Source organism: Streptomyces xantholiticus, assembly GCF_014651015.1.
GTDB lineage: Bacteria > Actinomycetota > Actinomycetes > Streptomycetales > Streptomycetaceae > Streptomyces > Streptomyces xantholiticus.
Map to the genome: position 1 here is coordinate 65,666 of NZ_BMWB01000024.1, position 17,799 is coordinate 83,464.

Below are 17,799 nucleotides of genomic sequence, written 5' to 3' on the forward strand. Positions count from 1 at the left end.
TGCCCTTTGGGAGCCCCCTGCGGCTCCTCCTCCGGCTGCCCTACCGGGTGGCGCCGTCCTCCTGCGTGCGGTTGGCCTCCAGACGGGCCTTGGCACTGTCCACCTTGGTGACGATCTGCTCGGACATCGCGTCGCGCTGCTTGCGCAGCAGGACGAAGCTGAGCGGCGCGGAGAGCACGAGCGCGAGCAGCACGACCCAGACGAAGTTCGAGTCGCCGAGCCCCTTGGGCAGGGCCCCGATCTGGACCAGTCCGGCCACGACGACGAAGCATCCGACGAAGATCGCCAGACGCAGTGCGGTGTACCGGATCGCGGCGCTCGTCCTTGCAGCGGACACGGCGTGCCTTCTTCCTTGCGTACGACTGGGTGCTGCTCCAGTGAAGCACGCCGCGGAAATGGGTCCTCCCGGGAGGGGCGCGGGGACCGGCTCCTAGAGCGGCAGCAGCATGATCACGTCGTCGCGGTCGTCGCCGTCGGCGACCCGGATCGCACCGGGCACCCGTCCGACCTCCTTGTATCCGCAGGCGGCGTAGAAGCGGTCGGCGCCGGTGCCGCCGCGACAGGTCAGCCGTATCGCCTCGATGCCCTCGAAGCCGCGGGCGGCCTGCGCGGCGGCGGCCATCAGGCCGCGTCCGTAGCCCTTGCCCTGGTGCCTGGGATGGACCATCACCGTGTAGAGCCAGATCCAGTGGGTCATCAGCCGGTGGCTGTTGAAGGTGAGGAAGGCGGTGGCCGCGATCTCACCCTCCTCGTCGCGGCCGACGAGGAGCCGCGTGCGGCCCTGCGCGACGGCCGTGAGGTGCCTCAGCCATTCCGGCCGGATCTCCTGCGCCGTCACGGGCGGCACGAAGCCGACGGCGCCGCCCGCGTTGCTGACGTCCTTCCAGAGCGCGATGACGCCGTCGCGCAGGTCGTTCCCGGCCGGCGGGTCGAGTTCGAACGTGAGGGCCATCGGGCCAGCGTAAGAAGGAAGCCCCGGCCGCAGCCAGGGCTTCCACAGGGCGAGACGGCACTCAGACGCGCATGGGCTGCGGCGACTCGCGGCGGTCGGCGTCCGGGCCCGGGTACTCGCGGATGATCTCGTAGCGGGTGTTGCGCTCCACGGGACGGAAGCCGGCGTCGCGGATCAGGTCGAGCAGATCGTCACGGGTGAGCTTGTTCGGGGTGCCGTAGTTGTCCGCGTCGTGCGTGATCTTGTACTCGACGACCGAGCCGTCCATGTCGTCGGCGCCGTGCTGGAGCGCGAGCTGGGCGGTCTGCACACCGTGCATCACCCAGAAGACCTTGACGTGCCTGACGTTGTCGAAGAGGAGACGCGAGACGGCGAAGGTCTTCAGCGCCTCCGCGCCGGTCGCCATGGTGGTGCGCGCCTGGAGTTTGTTGCGGACCTTGCCGTCCTGCATGTCCACGAAGTCGTGCTGGTAGCGCAGCGGGATGAAGACCTGGAAACCGCCGGTCTCGTCCTGCAGCTCACGCAGCCGCAGCACGTGGTCGACCCGGTGGCGGGGCTCCTCGATGTGCCCGTACAACATCGTGCACGGGGTCTTGAGGCCCTTCTCGTGCGCGAGGCGGTGGATGCGCGACCAGTCCTCCCAGTGGGTGCGGTGGTCGACGATGTGCTGCCGGACCTCCCAATCGAAGATCTCGGCGCCGCCGCCGGTCAGCGACTCAAGACCGGCCTCGATCAGTTCGTCGAGGATGTCGGACGCCGACATCCCTGAGATCGTCTCGAAGTGGTGGATCTCCGTGGCGGTGAAGGCCTTCAACGACACGCCCGGAAGGGCCTTCTTGAGCTCGGAGAGGGAGCGCGGGTAGTAGCGCCAGGGCAGGTTGGGGTGGAGCCCGTTGACGATGTGCAGTTCGGTGAGGTTCTCGCCCTCCATCGCCTTGGCGAGGCGGACGGCCTCCTCGATGCGCATGGTGTACGCGTCCTTCTCGCCCGGCTTGCGCTGGAACGAGCAGTACGCGCACGACGCGGTGCACACGTTGGTCATGTTGAGGTGGCGATTGACGTTGAAGTGGACGACGTCGCCGTTCTTGCGGGTGCGCACCTCGTGCGCGAGCCCGCCGAGCCATGCCAGGTCGTCCGACTCGTAGAGGGCGATGCCGTCCTCACGCGTCAGCCGCTCACCGGCCCGGACCTTCTCCTCGAGCTCGCGCTTGAGTCCTGCGTCCACTTCGGGCCGCCTCCCATACATCTACCGATCGAGCTCCACCAACGGTATCCCTAGCGCTCCTCGGGCAGGTCGCCGACCCGGTTCTCCCACTTGGTGGACAGCACGATGGTGGTACGAGTACGGGAGACCCCTCGCGTCCCCGAGAGCCGGCGGATCGTCTTCTCCAGACCGTCCACGTTGTCGGCCCTGACCTTGAGCATGAACGAGTCGTCGCCCGCGATGAACCAGCAGTCCTCGATCTCGGCGAGGTCCTTCAGCCGGCGGGCCACGTCCTCGTGGTCGGCGGCGTCGGAGAGCGAGATCCCGATCAGGGCGGTGACGCCGAGGCCGAGCGAGGCGGCGTCGACGGTGGCACGGTAACCGGTGATGACGCCCGCCGCCTCGAGGCGGTTGATGCGGTCGGTCACGGAGGGGCCGGAGAGCCCCACGAGTCGGCCGAGCTCGGCGTACGAAGCCCTGCCGTTCTCGCGCAGGGCCTGGATGAGCTGCCTATCCACGGCGTCCATATGCCTGAGCCTTCCATTATTCAGCGATACCGCGAGTATACGTTTAGAATCTAAGGTACACAGGGTCGACACCCTGCGATTTACTCAAACGATCACAACCGGTCCCACAGGATCACGATCCATACAGGAGATGACACTCACCGTGTACACGATCGAGATGGCCTACGCCCACATGCGACAGCTGCAGGAGCTGGCCAACCGCTCGCGTGCCCACCAGCCCGCTGCCGCGCACAAGGTCGACCGGACCCGCGCACCGCGCACCGGCAAAAAGCGCTAATCGCCTCCGGAGCCACCACCCAGCTCCCCCTCCCAGCGGCGGTACAGCCGGTGCGGCACACCTGCCGCGTCGAGCACCCGCCCCGCGACGAAGTCCACCAGATCCTGGATGTGCGTCGCCCCCGCGTAGAACGCCGGAGAGGCGGGCAGCACCACTGCGCCCGCCTCGTCCAGCGTCACCAGATGCTTCAGCGTCTGCCCGTTCAGCGGGGTCTCCCGCACAGCGACCACCAGCCGACGCCGTTCCTTGAGCGTCACGCTCGCGGCGCGCTGCAACAGGTCCTTCGAGAGCCCGAGCGCCACCCCTGCCACACAGGCCGTCGACGCCGGCACGATCAGCATTCCCTTGACCTGGTACGACCCCGACGACGGCCCGGCGGCGAGGTCCCCGGCCGCCCAGTACCGCACATCCGTCACATCGACGTCGAAGCTGTCCGGCTTCCCGTCGGCCCCCCGCGCCAGCCACTGCCGAAGGTCGTCCTGCCAGTGCGCGTCCCGGAAGGCGATACCGGTCTCGTCGAGCAACGTCAGCCGCGAGGCCCGGCTGACCACCAGGTCCACACTCTCGCCGGCGGCCAGCAGACCACGCAGCACGGCGGCCGCGTACGGCGTACCGGAAGCACCGGACACCCCCACGACCCACGGCCGACGACTTTTCACTTCTTGCTGCTCCACACCGTTGAGCCTATCCGGCGGCACCGACGCGGAACTGAGCAAGGTGGGCGGCACGTTCCCGGAGCAAGGCGTACGCACAGCGCAGGGGGCAGCGATGACGCACACCGAATCCACCGGGTGGACCGGATCGGGCCGGGCCAAGGCCGCGGCCCTGCTCATGCTGGCCTGGGTGACGCTGCTGTGGACGCTCGAAGCGATCGACGTGGCCTCGGGCCACTCGCTGGACGCCTACGGCGTGGTGGCCCGGGAGCCCGGTGAGCTGGCCGACGTGGTACCCGCCGCGTTCATGCACTTCGGCTTCGACCACATCGCGGCCAACAGCGTTCCGCTGCTCATCTTCGGCTTCCTCGCCGCGCTCGGCGGCATCCGGCGCTTCCTCGCCCTGTCCCTGTTGATCATTCTGGTTTCCGGCCTGGGCGTCTGGCTGTTCTCGCCGTCCGGGGCCAACACGGCGGGCGCCTCCGGCCTCGTCTTCGGCCTCTTCGGCTACCTGGTGGTGCGCGGGTTCGTGGAGCGCAACGTGTGGCAGGTTGCCGTGGGCCTGGCGGTCGGCGCGGTCTGGGGCAGCTCGATCGGGCTCGGCATAATCCCGACCGACACCGGCGTGAGCTGGCAGGGCCACCTCTTCGGCCTGCTGGCCGGCATCGCCGCGGCGTTCCTCTTCCGCCGCCGCACCGCTCCCGCTTGGGCGCACAGGTCCACGGGGGCGCAGCGGCGTTGATCGTGGGCCGAACGCCGGTCAGACGTTCAGGCCACGCACCAGGAGATCAAGCAGAGCGCACACGAAAAGCGCGATGCCGATGAAGCCGTTGACCGTGAAGAACGCCCTGTTCAGACGCGACAGATCGTGCGGGCGGACGATCGTGTGCTCGTAGAGGAACGCCGCCGTGACGATCACCAGGCCCGCCCAGAAGAACACTCCCGCGTCCGTCGCCAGGGCGTACCGGACGAGCAGGGCCGTCGTCACGACGTGGGCGGCGCGGGCGCCGTGGAGGGCCGCCGGGATGCCGAAGCGGGCCGGGACCGACTTCACGCCATGGGCACGGTCGGCCCGGACGTCCTGGCAGGCGAAGATCAGGTCGAAGCCGCCGATCCACACGCCGACCGCCAGGCCCAGGATCACCGCGTCCCACGACCACGCCCCGGTGACCGCGATCCACGCTCCGACCGGCCCCATCGCCTGCGCCAGAGCGAGGATCGCGTGCGGGAAGTCGGTGAACCGCTTGCCGTACGGGTAGACCACCATCGGCACCACCGCGACCGGCGCCAGCGCCAGACACAGCGGGTTCAGCAGCGCCGCTGCACCGAGGAAGGCGACAAGGGCGACCAGCGCCCCCGACCACGCCGAGCGGACGGACACGGCGCCGGTGACCAGCTCACGTCCCGCCGTACGCGGATTGCGTGCGTCGATCTCGCGGTCGATGATCCGGTTGCAGGCCATGGCGAACGTCCGCAGCCCCACCATCGCGACGGTGACGAGCAGCAGCTCGGTCCAGTGGACGCTCCTGTCCACCTGGAACATCGCGGTGAGCGCGGCGATGTAGGCGAAGGGCAGGGCGAAGACCGAGTGCTCGATCATCACGAGACGCAGGAAGGCCTTCACCTTCCCGGTCGGCTGCGGCGCCGGGCCCGAGCCCACGACCCCGTCGGCGGTCGTCATCATGCGAGGCTCCCGAGGAACGCGTCGAGGTCGGCCAGCAGTCCGGCGACGGGCAGCGGGCCCGTCTCCACGGTCGGCGGCGTCCCGGCGTCGCCGGGCGGGGTGAGGTGCGCCGTGAAGGCGTACGCGTCCGGGCCGGCCGGGCGGGCGTCCAGACGCAGCACGGCGCCGCCGTCGACCGTGAACGGCCCGGACGCCGCGGCGAGCTCGGCGCGCAGCCGCTCCGCGAAGTCGGCGGGCTCCGCGTCGCGCACACCGGGCAGCTCGAAGCCGTCGCCCTCACCGTCGTTCTCGAAGAGGACCGTCCAGGTGTCGCCGGCGCCCGCGAACTCCTCGGGCGCGACGCCCGCCCCTTCGGCGGCCAGCCGGACGCCCGGGTCGGCCGGGTCGAGCTCGGGACGCACGAGGGCCACGTAGTCGGTGTCGGTGCCGATGAAGAGGGCCGGGCCGCCCGGGGCAATGGGGCTCACAGTCCGTACTCCTTCCAGCGGCGGTCCACGAGCGCCGCCGTCGCGGGGTCGGACGCGACCATGTCCGGCCAGCCGCCGTCCCTGGTGTAGCCCTCCTCCGGGAGCTTCTTCGTCGCGTCGATGCCCGCCTTGCCGCCCCAGAACTGCTGGTAGGACGCGTGGTCGAGATGGTCGACGGGGCCCTCGACCACGGTGAGGTCACGGGCGTAGTCGGTGTTGCCGAGCGCACGCCAGGAGACCTCGTGCAGGTCGTGGACGTCGCAGTCGGCGTCGACCACCACGATCAGCTTGGTCAGCGACATCATGTGTGCGCCCCAGATGGCGTGCATGACCTTCTGCGCGTGCTTCGGGTACTTCTTGTCGATCGAGACGATCGCGCAGTTGTGGAAGCCGCCGGACTCCGGCAGGTGGTAGTCCACGATGTCCGGCACGATGATCTTGAGGAGGGGGAGGAAGAAGCGTTCCGTCGCCCGGCCCAGCGGCCCGTCCTCCGTCGGCGGCCGGCCCACGACGATCGACTGCAGCAACGGCCGCTTGCGCATCGTCACGCAGTCGATCGTCAGCGCAGGGAACGGCTCCTGGGGCGTGTAGAAACCGGTGTGGTCACCGAAGGGGCCCTCCGGCAGCATCTCCCCCGGCTCCAGCCAGCCCTCCAGCACGACCTCCGCGTTCGCCGGGACCTGCAGCGGCACGGTCTTGCAGTCGACCATCTCGATCCGCTTGCCCGCGACGAAGCCGGCGAACAGGTACTCGTCGATGTCGCCGGGCAGGGGCGCGGTCGAGGCGTACGTCACGGCCGGCGGGCACCCGAAGGCGATGGCGACCGGCAGCCGCTCGCCCCGCTGCGCGGCGACCGCGTAGTGGTTGCGGCTGTCCTTGTGGATCTGCCAGTGCATGCCGATGGTGCGCCGGTCGTGCCGCTGCAGCCGGTACAGGCCGAGGTTCCGTACCCCGGTCTTTGGGTCCTTGGTGTGCGTGAGCCCCAGGTTGAAGAAGGAGCCGCCGTCCTCGGGCCAGGTGAACAGGGCGGGCAGCACGTCGAGGTCGACGTCGTCGCCGCGCAGCACCACTTCCTGCACCGGCGCGTCCTTCACCTTCCTCGGCGGCACGTGCATCATCGAGCCGAGCTTGCCGAACGCCTCGCGCACCCCGATGAAGCCGTGCGGCAGTTCCGGCTTGAGCAGCCCGCCGATCTTGTCGCTGATCTCCGCGTACGACTTCAGGCCGAGCGCCTTGAGGAGACGGCGGTCGGTGCCGAAGACGTTCATGGCGAGCGGCATCGCGGAACCGCGCACGTTCTCGAAGAGCAGGGCCGGGCCGCCTGCCTTGTTCACCCGGTCGACGATCTCCCCGACCTCGAGGTGCGGGTCGACTTCGGCCTTGATGCGCTTGAGGTCGCCCTCGCGCTCCAGCGCCCGGAGCAGGGAGCGAAGATCGTCGTAAGCCATGGGGTCAAGTATCGGTCACCCGCTACCCTGGCCCCGTCACCGGGGCCGGGGAAACGCCGCCCCGCTTATGTCTCCAGGGGGCTGTCCCACATGCTCAGGGCACTGATGTACATCCTGCCGCTGGCGCTGACGATCTACGCGTTCATCGACTGCCTGAACACTCCCGAGGACGAGGCCAAGCATCTCCCCAAGGTGGCCTGGGTGTTCATCATCCTGCTTTTCTGGATCGTGGGCCCGATCGTCTGGTTCGCCGCCGGCAAGATGCGGCACGCCCCGGCCGGCGGCCGCACCCCCGCGGAGTGGCATCGCAACCACCGCACGGAGTGGGTCGCCCCGGACGACAACCCCGACTTCCTGAAGTCCCTCAAGGACGAGAACGAGAAGGACGAAGCGGTCCTCAAGGACTGGGAGGCGGACCTGCGCCGCCGCGAGGAGGAGCTGAAGAAGCGCGAGCAGGGCGACGAGGACGAGAAGTCCTGACCGGGAGGACGGGCATGGCACACGGCGGCTACGAGGCGTGGCTGGCGACGGCCGTCGCGGAGGCGCGGTCAGGTCGCGCCGAAGGCGGCATCCCCATCGGTGCCGCCCTGTACGGCGCTGACGGCACGCTCCTCGGCCGCGGCCGCAACCGCCGCGTCCAGGACGCCGATCCGTCGGCGCATGCCGAGACGGCGGCCTTCCGCGCCGCCGGCCGGCAGCGCTCGTACCGCGGCACGACGATGGTGACGACGCTCTCCCCGTGCTGGTACTGCAGCGGTCTGGTGCGGCAGTTCGGCATCTCGCGGGTGGTGATCGGTGAGGCGGAGACCTTCCGGGGCGGCCACGACTGGCTGGCCGCGAACGGCGTGGAGATCGTGCTGCTCGACGACGCCGACTGCCGGGCGATGATGCGCGACTTCGTCACGGCCAGGCCCGAGCTGTGGCACGAGGACATCGGCGCCTGAGCCCGATGCGTGGGCTCAGGCCGCGGCGTAGGAGTCGCGCAACTGCTGCCAGCGGGTCGGTGTCCAGGTCTCCCAGTCGGTCGTGGGACGGCCTTCCAGTGCCTCCACGAGCAGCTCGAAGTGGTTGTGCCAGCCGGCCAGGCAGTCCAGGAGCACGTCGTCGTCGCAGCGCAGTTCGTTGGTGAAGCGGAGCACGGTCCCGTTGTCGCCGTGCTGCTCGAGGTGGAAGCGGATCCGGCCGTGCACGGTGACCGTGTACTCGGCGACCCGTTCCACGTCCCACGCGGTGACCCGGCCCTCCGCGACGGTGTGGTGGCCCTCCGCGTCCGCGTTGAGCCAGCGGAGCGTGACCGCGCCGCCGACTCTCGGTTCGAGTACGTCGGCGGCACAGAGCCAGGTCGGCAGCCCTTCGGGGGTGGCCACCGCGGCCCATACCCGGATCACCGGATGCGGCAGACGCAGTTCGTACCGCAACAGGCGAGTGCCGTCGTCCCGGGTCTCCGTGCTGCCGTGGGGGATCACCTCACTCATGCCTCCAGCGTCACCCCTCCTCGGCGTGGGCGCTACCTCACTCCACGCCCGCGTACGAGTGCAGGCTGTTCACGAACATGTTGACGCCGTAGTAGTTGAACAGCCAGCAGGCGAAGGCGATCAGCGCCAGGTACGCGGCCTTGCGGCCCTTCCAGCCCGCGGTGGCCCGGGCGTGCAGATAGGCGGCGTAGGCGACCCAGGTGATGAACGACCAGACCTCCTTGGCGTCCCAGCCCCAGTAGCGGCCCCAGGCGTCGCCGGCCCAGATCGCGCCCGCGATGATCGTGAACGTCCACAGCGGGAAGACCGCGGCGTTGACCCGGTAGGCGAACTTGTCGAGGGACGCCGAGGCGGGCAGCCGTTCCAGGACCGAGGTGGCGAAGCGACCGGGCCTGCCGCCGTTCGCGAGCTTGTTCTCGTAGGAGTCGCGGAACAGGTAGAGCACCGTGCCGACGGCGCCGAGGTAGAAGACCGCGCCGCAGAAAATCGCGGTGGAGACGTGGATCCACAGCCAGTACGAGTCCAGCGCCGGGACGAGCTGGTCGCTCTCCGTGTAGAGCCAGGTGACGGCGATGCCGAGGTCGAGCAGGACGGTGGTGACCAGCGGCAGACCGGCCCAGCGGACGTTCTTCCCGGCGAGGAGCAGCGCCAGGTACACACCGACGACGACGGTCGAGAAGGTGGTGGAGAACTCGTACATATTGCCCCACGGCGCGCGCTGCACCGACAGGGCGCGGGAGATCACACCGGCCGCCTCCAGCAGGAAGGCGAGGACGGTGAGGGAGACCGCGATCCGGCCGTACAGGTCGCCGCTCTCGGTGCCGCCGTGCGCGCCGGGGCCGTCCGGGACGTCACGGGCGCCGTTCGCGGCGCGGGTGACGACCTTGGGCTTCTCCAGGACGGTCGTGCCGCCGCCGACCTTCTTCACCTGGATCTTCGGGCCCTCGCCCGCGGCGCCCCGGGCGGGCGCGGTCAGTGCGGCCGCCGTACGGGCCACCTTGCTGCGGCTGCCGAGCGTCCACTCGGCGATGTGCGCGAAGAAGGCCAGCGTGTAGACGGCCATCGACGAATAGATCAGGTAGTTGCTGATCTCCGCCAGGTTCGCGTTGGTTGCGGCGGCGAGAGTCACTTCTCAGCCCCTTCGACAGGAACTTCTACGGGTTCAGGCGCCGTCGGCGCCTGCGCATTGAGGGTCGCGGCCAGCTCGGCGAGCTCTTCCGGGAGCTTCGCCGACTCGCTGCGGCCGAGGCCGGCCATCTCGACGACCGTCACGCCGTCCGCACCGCGTACCGCCCGCACCCAGACGCGGCGGCGCTGGATGAACAGCGAGCCGACCAGGCCGGTGATGGCGGCGATCGCGCCGGCCAGCGCCCAGCCGTTGCCGGGCTGCTGGGAGATCTGGAAACTCGCCCACTCCTTCACCTCGTTCTCGAAGGTGATGGAACCGGCACCGTCGGGGAGCTTCATGGTCTCGCCGGGCCGCAGACGCTGCTTGAGGATCTCGCCGTGGGGGCCCTTGAACTGCTCCATCTTCCTGGTGTCGAGCTGGTAGACGTTCTGCGGCAGACCGGCGTTGACGCCGAGGCTGCCGTGGTAGCCGGTGAGCGCGAGCACCGGGTACTCCAGGCCGGGGAACTGGGAGAACATGTCGCCCTCTCCTGCGCCCGCAAACGTCGGCACGAAGAAGGCCTGGAAGCCGAGCTGGTCCTTCTTGCCGTCCTTGTCCCGGTAGCCGTCCATCACCTTGATCGCGCCGGTGGAGGTGACGTTGGAGTCGATGGGCAGCAGGGGCACCGGCTCGCTGGTGACCACGTTGCCCTTGCCGTCGCGGACGGTGACGACGGGTGCGTAGCCGTGGGACAGGAGGTAGATCTTGGTGCCGTCGATCTCGAGCGGCTTGTTGACCTCGATGACCGACCTGTGTTCGGGGCCGTCCCCCTTCGACCAGGTCACGGCCGCCTCGTAGGTACGGGGGGTGCCGCGCTGCGGACCGCTCTTCTCGTACGTTCCGGTGAAACCGTCCAGCTCGAAGCTGAACGGCGCAAGCTCTTCCACGCTGAACAGCGACCCGGACTTGAAGTCGTCGTACTGGGTGAGGGTGTTGGAGAAGCCGTCACCCTCGACGATCAGCTTGCCACCCTCGGACTTGAACAGCGTGCCCGCGGCGAACGCCAGAAGCATGACGATCAGCGACACATGGAAGAGGAGGTTGCCCGTCTCGCGCAGATAGCCCTTCTCGGCGGCGACCGCGTCACCGGCGTCGTGGGCGCGGAAGCGGCGCTTCCTCAGCATCGCGAGTGCCGCCTCACGCACCTGTTCCGGCTCGGTCTCCGTGCGCCAGGTGGTGTACGCGGGAAGCCGGGTGAGCCGCTCGGGCGCTCCCGGTGGCCGGCTGCGGAGCTGGCCGACGAACTGCCAGCTGCGCGGCACGATGCAGCCGATGAGCGAGACGAACAGCAGGATGTAGACCGCGGAGAACCACACCGAGCTGTAGACGTCGAAGAGCTGCAGCTTCTCGTAGATCGGCGTCAGGACGTCGTGCTGCTCCTTGAACGCCTGCACCTTGAGCTCGTCCACGCTGTTCTGCGGGATCAGTGAGCCCGGGATGGATCCCAGCGACAGCAGGAACAGCAGGATCAGCGCGACCCGCATGGAGGTGAGCTGCCGCCAGAACCACCGCAGCCAGCCGACTGCCGAGAGCGTCGGTCCACCGATCGCCTGGTCGGCGGGGTTCTCCGTAGGGGCGGTGGACAGCTGCGCTCCGGCCTCGCCGAGGTCGCGCTCTTCGGTCTTGCTCATGAACTCAGATCCCCACCGTGAAGCCGTCGGACCATCCCTGCATCTCCTGAACCAGGGTGTCCCATGCACCTGTGAGCAGCAGCAGACCGGTCACGATCATCATTCCGCCGCCGATCCGCATCACCCAGGTGTAGTGCCGCTTGACCCAGCCGAACGCACCGAGTGCTTTCCGGAAGGCGACCGCGGCGGCAATGAACGGCAGGCCGAGCCCCAGGCAGTAGGCGACCATCAGTATGGCGCCACGACCCGCGGTCGCCTCCTGGAACGCGAGGGTGTTCACCGACGCGATGGTAGGGCCGAGGCAGGGCGTCCAGCCGATGCCGAACAGCGCGCCGAGCAGCGGAGCTCCGGCGAGACCGGCCGCCGGGCGCTTGTGGAAGCGGAACTCTCGCTGGGTGAGCCAGGGCATGAGTCCCATGAAGAACACGCCGAGCAGGACCATCAGGCCGCCGAGGACCTTGGACAGGACGTCGCGCTGCTCCTGGAGGGTGCTGCCGAAGTAGCCGAACAGCGCGCCGCCGGACACGAAGACGACCGTGAAGCCGAGGACGAAGAGGGACGCACCGGTGACCATGCGGCCGCGTCGGGCTTCCGCCAGGTCGGTGCCGCCGACCCCGGTGACGTACGAGATGTAGCCAGGCACGAGGGGCAGGACACAGGGCGAGAAGAAGGAGACGAGCCCGGCGAGTACGGCGATGGGCAGCGCGAGCAGCAGTGCGCCCTCGTTGATCGTCTCGGTCACGCCGGACGCTGCGGCCAGAACCTCCACAGGATCACTTCTCCGCGATCAGCGGGTCGATCATCTTGCGGAGTTCCTTGTCGTCGAGTGCCTTGAGGGAGCGTGCCGCGATCTTGCCGTCGCGGTCGAGGACGATCGTGGTGGGAATGGCCTGCGGGTTCAAAGTGCCCTTGGGAAAGCCGTTGACGATCAGTTTCCCGATCGGGTCGTAGAGGCTCGGGTACTCGATGCCGTAGTCCTTCTCGAAGTTGAGCGCCTTCTGCTTCTTGGGGTCGCGGGTATTGATCCCGACGAACTCGACGCCCTGCTCCTTGGTCTCCTTGGCGACCTCGGAGAAATAGCGGGCCTCGGCGCGGCACGGTCCGCACCAGGATCCCCAGACGTTCAGCACGACGATCTTGCCCTTGAGGTCGGCGACGTCGAGCCGCTTGCCGTCGAGGGTCTCGCCCGCCAGCTTGTCGGGAGACTGACGCTCCCCCTTGGCGACCGTGGCGATGCCGCCGGTGCCGGTGACGAAGTTGGTGTCACCGCCGCCACCGGACTTTCCACCCTCGCCGCAGGCCGACAGGGTGAGCGCGCCCGCGGCGACCAGGGCGGTCAGCAGGGCGGCACGGGGGGCACGGCTGTGGCTCATGTGAAAAGTTTCGCATGGCGCTCCGGCGGATCTTCCGCACCCCCCCGCATGCCCGTTTGGGACCGTTGTCAAGCCGCCTTAAAGAATGCGTTCCAGCCGCCTGCCGGTGCCTGGCCGACTTCGAGCGTACGCAGCTTGTCGAGTACCTGCGGGTCCTGCACGTCGAGCCAGTCGCAGAACTGACGGAAGGACACCAGCCGTACGTCCTTCTTCACGGCCATGCCCTTGAGCGCTTCCTCCACGGCGTCCATGTAGATGCCGCCGTTCCACTGCTCGAAGTGGTTGCCTATGAAGAAGGGGGCGCGATTTGACTCGTAGGCCCTGTTGAATCCGGCGAGATAGGCGTCGGTCGCCTGCTTCTTCCAGCCCGGATAACGGGAAGGCATGCCATTGGTCGAATTCTTCGACTGGTTGGCGAGGATGTTGTAGTCCATGGAGAGGACTTCGAAGGAGTGGCCGGGGAACGGGACGGCCTGGAGCGGCAGGTCCCAGATGCCGAGCTTCTTGTCCGGCCACGTCTGGCGGCCACCGGACGAGCTGGCGTCGTAGCGCCAGCCGAGCTGCTTGGCCGTCGGCAGCAGGTTTTCCTGGCCGAGGAGGCAGGGGGTGCGTGCGCCGACAAGTTCCTTGCGGTAGTCGAAGGGCAGCGGATCGATGTCGTGCCAGCCGCTGTGGGTGCGCCATTCGGTGACGAACTTCACAGCCTGCTCTATTTCGCTGCGCCAGTCCGCGGAGGTCCAGTTGGCCACCGATCCACTGCCGCCGCAGAAATGGCCGTTGAAGTGGGTGCCTATCTCATGACCGTCGAGCCATGCCTGGCGTATGTACTTCAGCGTGTCCTTGATGTGGTCATCGGTGAGATAGCCGATGTCGGAAGCACCGACCGGATTGTTGGGTGGCCGGTAGAGCGACTTCTTCGATTCGGGCAGCAGATAGTTGCCGGAGAGGAAGAAGGTCATCCCCGCCCCGTGGTTCCTGGCGAGTTCGAGGAAACGGGGGAAGAGGCCGTTGCCGACCTCACCCGCCCCGTCCCACGAGAAGATCACGAATTGCGGGGGCGTCTGCCCCGGTTCGAGCGGGACGGGCTGCGGCGGCTGGTGCGGCTGCTTGCCCGTGTCGGAGGTGGAACCGTCGCCGATCGGCCGGCCGGTGGTCTTCGACGGAGCGGGCTTGGCGGTTCCGGTGCCGGGCCCACCCCCCTTGGCCGTGTCGGTATGTCCACTTCTGTCCGACCCGTTGGAGCCGCAGCCCGCCACCCCGATCGCCGCCGCGGCCCCAAGCCCCGCTCCGAGCAAACCCCTTCGGCTGATGTCCCGCATATCGTCCCCCATCCGCGCTCTCTCGGTCGGGAGAGCCGTTGCTCACACCGGCAATCAGACCGGCACAAGCTGAGATGCGAGTCGGAACATGAGGGTTCCGGGGACTTCTGTTTATTTTTCTTGAACGCCTGTGACCGGCTTTGAACGATCACGAATCACTCGGGCGGCGATCACGCATCCGCCGAACAGGCCTCAGGCGCCGAATGCCTTGCTCTTGCCCTTCACCGGCCTTGCGCCCGCGAGCAGATGCGGCGGAACGAGATCGCGGGCCGGTTCCGTATAACCCACCGACACAATCCTGTCGCCCTGATACGTGAACGTCGTCAGCGAGGCGAGGGTGCACTGCCGACGACGCGGGTCGTGCCACAGCCGGCGCCGCTCGACGAAACTGCGCACGGTCCAGATCGGCAGCTGATGGCTGACACAGACCGCCTCGTGACCTCGCGCCGCGTCCCGTGCCGCGTCAAGCGCTGCCAGCATCCGGCGGGCCTGGTCCACGTACGGCTCGCCCCAGGACGGGCGGAACGGGTTGGTCAGGTGCTTCCAGTTGCCCGGCTTGCGCAGCGCACCGTCACCGACGCCGAACGTCTTGCCCTCGAAGACGTTGCCCGCCTCGATGAGCCGCTCGTCCGTGTCAAGGGTGAGGCCGTGCACCTTGGCGATCGGCATGGCCGTCTCCTGCGCCCGCTCCAGCGGGGAGGCGACGACATGGGTGACGTCGCGTCCCGAGAAGTGCTCGGCGACCCGGTCGGCCATCTGCCGTCCGAGCTCGGAGAGGTGATAGCCGCCGCGTCGCCCGTAGAGGATGCCGTCGGGATTGTGCACCTCGCCGTGGCGCACCAAGTGCACCACGGTGATCTCGCCTCCGCCGGCGACGCGCCGGATGTCGGTGCTCTCCTCGGCGGCGCGGTCCAGGACGTCGTCCAGTGCGCTGTGCTCGGCGCCCCCGCTGTGCTCGGCGCTCATGCGGTGGCCTCCGCCGCTGCACGGGCGGCTGCGGGAAGCGCGGCGGCGATCCGCTCGATCGCCCGCTCGTCGTGCGCCGTGGAGACGAACCACGACTCGAACGCCGACGGCGGCAGGTAGACGCCCTGGGAGAGCATCGAGTGGAAGAACGCGTTGAAGCGGAACGCCTCCTGCTTCTTCGCGTCCTCGTAGTTTCTGACCTCGGTCGCGGTGAAGAAGACGGAGAACATGTTGCTCGCCGTCTGCACCCGGTGCGCGACGCCCTCCTTGGCCAGCGCGTCGGTCACCAGGGCCTGGATCTCCGTGGAGAGGGCGTTCACCTTCTCGTACGCGGCGTCGTCGAGGAGCCTGAGCTGAGCGAGGCCCGCGGCGGTGGCCACCGGGTTGCCGGAGAGCGTGCCCGCCTGGTAGACCGGACCGGCCGGGGCGAGATGCGCCATGACGTCCTTGCGCCCGCCGAACGCGGCGGCGGGGAAGCCGCCGCCCATGACCTTGCCGAAGGTCATCAGGTCGGGCGTGACACCGTCGACCCCGTACCAGCCGGCCTTCGAGGTACGGAAACCGGTCATGACCTCGTCGGAGATGTACAGCGCGCCGTTCTGCGCACAGGCGGCCCTGAGGCCCTCGTTGAAGCCGGGCCGGGGCGGGACGACACCCATGTTGCCGGGCGACGCCTCGCTGATCACACAGGCGATCTCACCGGCGTTGGCGTGGAATGCGGCGTGCACCGCCTCCAGGTCGTTGTACGGCAGCACGATCGTGTCGCCGGCCTGCGCGCCCGTGACACCGGGCGTGTCCGGCAGACCGAACGTCGCGACACCGGATCCGGCCGCCGCCAGCAGGGCGTCCACGTGTCCGTGGTAGCAGCCGGCGAACTTGATGATCTTGGACCGGCCGGTGAAACCGCGGGCCAGCCGGATCGCGGACATCGTCGCTTCCGTACCGCTGGAAACCAGCCGGACCTGCTCGACGGGCTCGACGCGGGCCACGATCTCCTCGGCCAGGGCGACCTCTCCCTCGCCGGGTGTGCCGAACGAGGTGCCGCGCGCGACGGCGGCCTGTACCGCCTCGATCACGGCCGGGTGGGAGTGTCCGAGGATCATCGGCCCCCACGAGCAGACGAGGTCGACGTATTCGCGCCCGTCGGCATCGGTGAGGTACGGACCGGTGCCGGACACCATGAACCGGGGCGTACCGCCCACGGCACGGAAAGCACGGACGGGAGAGTTCACGCCTCCGGGCGTCACGAGGGACGCGCGGTCGAAAAGCGTCTGCGAAACTGGGGCGTCATAGGGAAAGCTCACGGAATCCATGGTCTCAGAGGCTCGGACGTATCTGCGGACAGGTGTTTCACCGCACGTTCGTGGGGGAGGTCACTGTCACGATGATCGGGTTGCGCGGCGGGGGCTGCGAGTGGTCGGGTGGAGATATGCATCGCGGTGGCGGACTGGGCGAGGGGACGGACGACCTGGGCCCTGAGCCTGCTCGACGCGGAAAGCACCGTCGGGGCGAGGCGGATGAGCCCGTGGGAGGCAGGAGCGGCCGAGTGGGGGTGACCTACAAGTACTTCGGCGCGCCCGACGGAGCCACTGCCGCCCGGGTGCCGATCTCGATGCGCCCCGAAGAGCTCGGCGGCGACGAGCTCGGCATGGGCGGAATGTTCACCAAGATCAAGCCGGAGACCATAGCCGCGATGGTGCTGACCGGCATCCAGGGCATGCCGCTCAACAAGGTGCCGCCGCTGGAGCTCGTGGTGCTGCACCCCGACTACGCGGTGGTGAAACTGCCGATGACCGTGGTCGACCCGCTGCGCGGCATCGGCGAGGAGTCGGTGGGCGCGGCGGCCTTCATCTGGTCGACCGTCCCGGATCGCGGGGGGCCGCGGGACGCGTTCAACGTCTACCAATTGCTGCACGAATGGCAGGATTTCTCGGTACGTCTGCACGAGGCGGGGCATCAGCCGTACTGCCTGGTCTGGCCCTGACCCGGCGCCGCCTCTTCTCTTCTGCCCTCCCGATGCCGCCGCTCAGGTGCGGCCGAGCTCCGCCGCGCCGAAGGACACGTCGAATCGGTCACACCAGATGCTCACGCTGCTGAAGCGGGCCGGGTCGACATCGGCCGGCAGCGTGTAGTTCTGGTCGCCCTTGTTGCCCTTGAGCTTGCCGAGGTTGACGTATTCGCCGTCGTCGAAGACGTGCCAGCCGGCCTTGCCCTCCTTGACGGGCGCGTCGGTCAACCAGACGTGCAGGTCGGGACCGTTGCTCGTGTCGAGGTTCTCCAGCCGCACGGTGTGCGAGCCGTCGGGCAGGCGCAGCAGCCGCACGGACCCCGACGTCGTGTGCTCGTGGCTGATCAGCTTGCCGTCCGCGAGGGTCGTCGGCCCCGTCGGCCGCGGGGACGGCGGCGTGCTCGGGGCGGGCCCGGTGGGCGCCGCAGGCGCCTCGACCGCTCCCGGCAGTGCTTCGTCCACGGTCTCGTTCTGCCATAGCTTCCACGGCTGGAACCAGTACAGTCCCACGCCCACCAGCATCACCGTCAGCACCAGTGCCACGACACCCACCGGTCTGCTCAGCGCCCTGCGTACGCGTCCCATCGCCGCCTCCTCGGGAGAGAACCACTGTCCGATCTCCATTCAAGGAGACGGCGAGCGCCTGT

The 17,799-nt window shown here is 68.7% G+C and carries 22 protein-coding genes; 5 read left to right on the forward strand and 17 right to left on the reverse strand.

Annotation, left to right across the window (positions count from 1 at the left end; all coding sequences use genetic code 11):
- Nucleotides 1-40: 40 nt before the first annotated feature.
- The 4 genes from IE198_RS28010 to IE198_RS28025 form a co-directional block, all read right to left on the reverse strand.
- Nucleotides 41-337 carry a DUF4229 domain-containing protein gene (locus IE198_RS28010; protein ID WP_189891513.1) on the reverse strand — a complete coding sequence of 99 codons (297 nt, stop codon included), beginning with the start codon at nt 335-337 and terminating at the stop codon, nt 41-43.
- A gap of 93 nt (nt 338-430) precedes the next feature.
- Complete coding sequence (locus IE198_RS28015) at nt 431-952, reverse strand: GNAT family N-acetyltransferase (RefSeq protein ID WP_189891515.1); 522 nt, start codon at nt 950-952, stop codon at nt 431-433.
- Between the two features lie 61 nt (nt 953-1,013).
- The gene (gene mqnE / locus IE198_RS28020; protein ID WP_189891517.1) at nt 1,014-2,177 is read right to left on the reverse strand and encodes an aminofutalosine synthase MqnE; all 1,164 of its coding nucleotides are present in this window, start codon (nt 2,175-2,177) and stop codon (nt 1,014-1,016) included.
- A 50-nt stretch (nt 2,178-2,227) separates the two neighbouring features.
- Nucleotides 2,228-2,683, reverse strand: a complete 456-nt coding sequence (locus IE198_RS28025) for an Lrp/AsnC family transcriptional regulator (RefSeq protein ID WP_189891519.1) — start codon at nt 2,681-2,683, stop codon at nt 2,228-2,230.
- A gap of 130 nt (nt 2,684-2,813) precedes the next feature.
- Here IE198_RS28025 and IE198_RS28030 point away from each other — a divergent pair, with 130 nt between their 5' ends.
- A complete protein-coding gene (locus IE198_RS28030; RefSeq protein ID WP_189891521.1) occupies nt 2,814-2,960 on the forward strand; it encodes a hypothetical protein in 147 nt (48 codons plus the stop codon).
- Here the strand turns inward: IE198_RS28030 and IE198_RS28035 are convergent.
- Nucleotides 2,957-3,634, reverse strand: coding sequence for a UbiX family flavin prenyltransferase (locus IE198_RS28035; protein ID WP_189891523.1), 678 nt, complete (start codon nt 3,632-3,634; stop codon nt 2,957-2,959). The two genes, IE198_RS28030 and IE198_RS28035, sit on opposite strands and share 4 nt — an antisense overlap.
- A 94-nt stretch (nt 3,635-3,728) precedes the next feature.
- On the opposite strand from IE198_RS28035, the gene IE198_RS28040 reads away from it, so the two are divergent.
- Nucleotides 3,729-4,355, forward strand: a complete 627-nt coding sequence (locus tag IE198_RS28040; protein ID WP_189891525.1) for a rhomboid family intramembrane serine protease — start codon at nt 3,729-3,731, stop codon at nt 4,353-4,355.
- Between the two features lie 18 nt (nt 4,356-4,373).
- Here the strand turns inward: IE198_RS28040 and mqnP are convergent, their stop codons facing one another.
- The 3 genes from mqnP to IE198_RS28055 are packed head-to-tail and all read right to left on the reverse strand — an operon-like array spanning nt 4,374 to nt 7,212.
- A complete protein-coding gene (mqnP, locus tag IE198_RS28045) occupies nt 4,374-5,297 on the reverse strand; it encodes a menaquinone biosynthesis prenyltransferase MqnP (protein WP_189891527.1) in 924 nt (307 codons plus the stop codon).
- Nucleotides 5,294-5,764 (reverse strand): hypothetical protein, encoded by a 471-nt coding sequence (locus IE198_RS28050; protein WP_189891529.1) that lies wholly within the window; start codon nt 5,762-5,764, stop codon nt 5,294-5,296. The genes mqnP and IE198_RS28050 overlap by 4 nt, the downstream gene beginning before the upstream one ends.
- A complete protein-coding gene (locus IE198_RS28055) occupies nt 5,761-7,212 on the reverse strand; it encodes a menaquinone biosynthesis decarboxylase (RefSeq protein WP_189891531.1) in 1,452 nt (483 codons plus the stop codon). The genes IE198_RS28050 and IE198_RS28055 overlap by 4 nt, the downstream gene beginning before the upstream one ends.
- Before the next feature lie 90 nt (nt 7,213-7,302).
- Between IE198_RS28055 and IE198_RS28060 the strand changes: the two genes are divergently transcribed.
- Both IE198_RS28060 and IE198_RS28065 read left to right on the forward strand, forming a co-directional pair.
- On the forward strand, nt 7,303-7,692 hold the full coding sequence (locus IE198_RS28060; protein WP_189891533.1) for a PLD nuclease N-terminal domain-containing protein: 390 nt from the start codon (nt 7,303-7,305) through the stop codon (nt 7,690-7,692).
- Nucleotides 7,693-7,706: 14 nt separating this feature from the next.
- On the forward strand, nt 7,707-8,156 hold the full coding sequence (locus tag IE198_RS28065) for a nucleoside deaminase (protein ID WP_189891535.1): 450 nt from the start codon (nt 7,707-7,709) through the stop codon (nt 8,154-8,156).
- A 15-nt stretch (nt 8,157-8,171) separates the two neighbouring features.
- On the opposite strand, the gene IE198_RS28070 is transcribed toward IE198_RS28065, so the two are convergent.
- From IE198_RS28070 to hemL, 8 genes are all read right to left on the reverse strand, one after another.
- Nucleotides 8,172-8,687: an SRPBCC domain-containing protein gene (locus IE198_RS28070; RefSeq protein ID WP_189891537.1), complete on the reverse strand. Its 516-nt coding sequence runs from the start codon at nt 8,685-8,687 to the stop codon at nt 8,172-8,174.
- Between the two features lie 37 nt (nt 8,688-8,724).
- Complete coding sequence (ccsB, locus tag IE198_RS28075; protein WP_189891539.1) at nt 8,725-9,816, reverse strand: c-type cytochrome biogenesis protein CcsB; 1,092 nt, start codon at nt 9,814-9,816, stop codon at nt 8,725-8,727.
- Nucleotides 9,813-11,486, reverse strand: coding sequence for a cytochrome c biogenesis protein ResB (gene resB, locus IE198_RS28080; RefSeq protein WP_189891541.1), 1,674 nt, complete (start codon nt 11,484-11,486; stop codon nt 9,813-9,815). The genes ccsB and resB overlap by 4 nt, the downstream gene beginning before the upstream one ends.
- Before the next feature lie 4 nt (nt 11,487-11,490).
- On the reverse strand, nt 11,491-12,255 hold the full coding sequence (locus IE198_RS28085) for a cytochrome c biogenesis CcdA family protein (RefSeq protein ID WP_189891543.1): 765 nt from the start codon (nt 12,253-12,255) through the stop codon (nt 11,491-11,493).
- A gap of 4 nt (nt 12,256-12,259) precedes the next feature.
- Nucleotides 12,260-12,859 carry a TlpA family protein disulfide reductase gene (locus IE198_RS28090; RefSeq protein ID WP_189891545.1) on the reverse strand — a complete coding sequence of 200 codons (600 nt, stop codon included), beginning with the start codon at nt 12,857-12,859 and terminating at the stop codon, nt 12,260-12,262.
- Between the two features lie 68 nt (nt 12,860-12,927).
- On the reverse strand, nt 12,928-14,178 hold the full coding sequence (locus tag IE198_RS28095; RefSeq protein ID WP_189891547.1) for a polysaccharide deacetylase family protein: 1,251 nt from the start codon (nt 14,176-14,178) through the stop codon (nt 12,928-12,930).
- Between the two features lie 192 nt (nt 14,179-14,370).
- Entirely contained in the window at nt 14,371-15,144 is a 774-nt protein-coding gene (locus tag IE198_RS28100) for a histidine phosphatase family protein (RefSeq protein WP_229834402.1), read from the reverse strand.
- Nucleotides 15,141-16,457 carry a glutamate-1-semialdehyde 2,1-aminomutase gene (gene hemL, locus IE198_RS28105; protein WP_189891549.1) on the reverse strand — a complete coding sequence of 439 codons (1,317 nt, stop codon included), beginning with the start codon at nt 16,455-16,457 and terminating at the stop codon, nt 15,141-15,143. Before hemL ends, IE198_RS28100 begins: the two co-directional genes overlap by 4 nt.
- Nucleotides 16,458-16,573: 116 nt before the next feature.
- On the opposite strand from hemL, the gene IE198_RS28110 reads away from it, so the two are divergent.
- Nucleotides 16,574-17,128, forward strand: coding sequence for a hypothetical protein (locus tag IE198_RS28110; RefSeq protein ID WP_189891551.1), 555 nt, complete (start codon nt 16,574-16,576; stop codon nt 17,126-17,128).
- Nucleotides 17,129-17,170: 42 nt separating this feature from the next.
- On the opposite strand, the gene IE198_RS28115 is transcribed toward IE198_RS28110, so the two are convergent.
- A complete protein-coding gene (locus tag IE198_RS28115) occupies nt 17,171-17,737 on the reverse strand; it encodes a DM13 domain-containing protein (protein ID WP_189891653.1) in 567 nt (188 codons plus the stop codon).
- Nucleotides 17,738-17,799 lie beyond the last annotated feature (62 nt).

Coding starts and splice junctions, on each gene's coding strand:
- IE198_RS28015 (WP_189891515.1), bottom strand. CDS start 952: ATGGCCCTCACGTTCGAACTCGACCCGCCGGCCGGGAACGACCTGCGC.
- IE198_RS28025 (WP_189891519.1), bottom strand. CDS start 2,683: ATGGACGCCGTGGATAGGCAGCTCATCCAGGCCCTGCGCGAGAACGGC.
- IE198_RS28030 (WP_189891521.1), top strand. CDS start 2,814: ATGACACTCACCGTGTACACGATCGAGATGGCCTACGCCCACATGCGA.
- IE198_RS28040 (WP_189891525.1), top strand. CDS start 3,729: ATGACGCACACCGAATCCACCGGGTGGACCGGATCGGGCCGGGCCAAG.
- mqnP (WP_189891527.1), bottom strand. CDS start 5,297: ATGATGACGACCGCCGACGGGGTCGTGGGCTCGGGCCCGGCGCCGCAG.
- IE198_RS28055 (WP_189891531.1), bottom strand. CDS start 7,212: ATGGCTTACGACGATCTTCGCTCCCTGCTCCGGGCGCTGGAGCGCGAG.
- IE198_RS28060 (WP_189891533.1), top strand. CDS start 7,303: ATGCTCAGGGCACTGATGTACATCCTGCCGCTGGCGCTGACGATCTAC.
- IE198_RS28065 (WP_189891535.1), top strand. CDS start 7,707: ATGGCACACGGCGGCTACGAGGCGTGGCTGGCGACGGCCGTCGCGGAG.
- IE198_RS28070 (WP_189891537.1), bottom strand. CDS start 8,687: ATGAGTGAGGTGATCCCCCACGGCAGCACGGAGACCCGGGACGACGGC.
- resB (WP_189891541.1), bottom strand. CDS start 11,486: ATGAGCAAGACCGAAGAGCGCGACCTCGGCGAGGCCGGAGCGCAGCTG.
- IE198_RS28090 (WP_189891545.1), bottom strand. CDS start 12,859: ATGAGCCACAGCCGTGCCCCCCGTGCCGCCCTGCTGACCGCCCTGGTC.
- IE198_RS28095 (WP_189891547.1), bottom strand. CDS start 14,178: ATGCGGGACATCAGCCGAAGGGGTTTGCTCGGAGCGGGGCTTGGGGCC.
- IE198_RS28100 (WP_229834402.1), bottom strand. CDS start 15,144: ATGAGCGCCGAGCACAGCGGGGGCGCCGAGCACAGCGCACTGGACGAC.
- hemL (WP_189891549.1), bottom strand. CDS start 16,457: ATGGATTCCGTGAGCTTTCCCTATGACGCCCCAGTTTCGCAGACGCTT.
- IE198_RS28110 (WP_189891551.1), top strand. CDS start 16,574: ATGCATCGCGGTGGCGGACTGGGCGAGGGGACGGACGACCTGGGCCCT.
- IE198_RS28115 (WP_189891653.1), bottom strand. CDS start 17,737: ATGGGACGCGTACGCAGGGCGCTGAGCAGACCGGTGGGTGTCGTGGCA.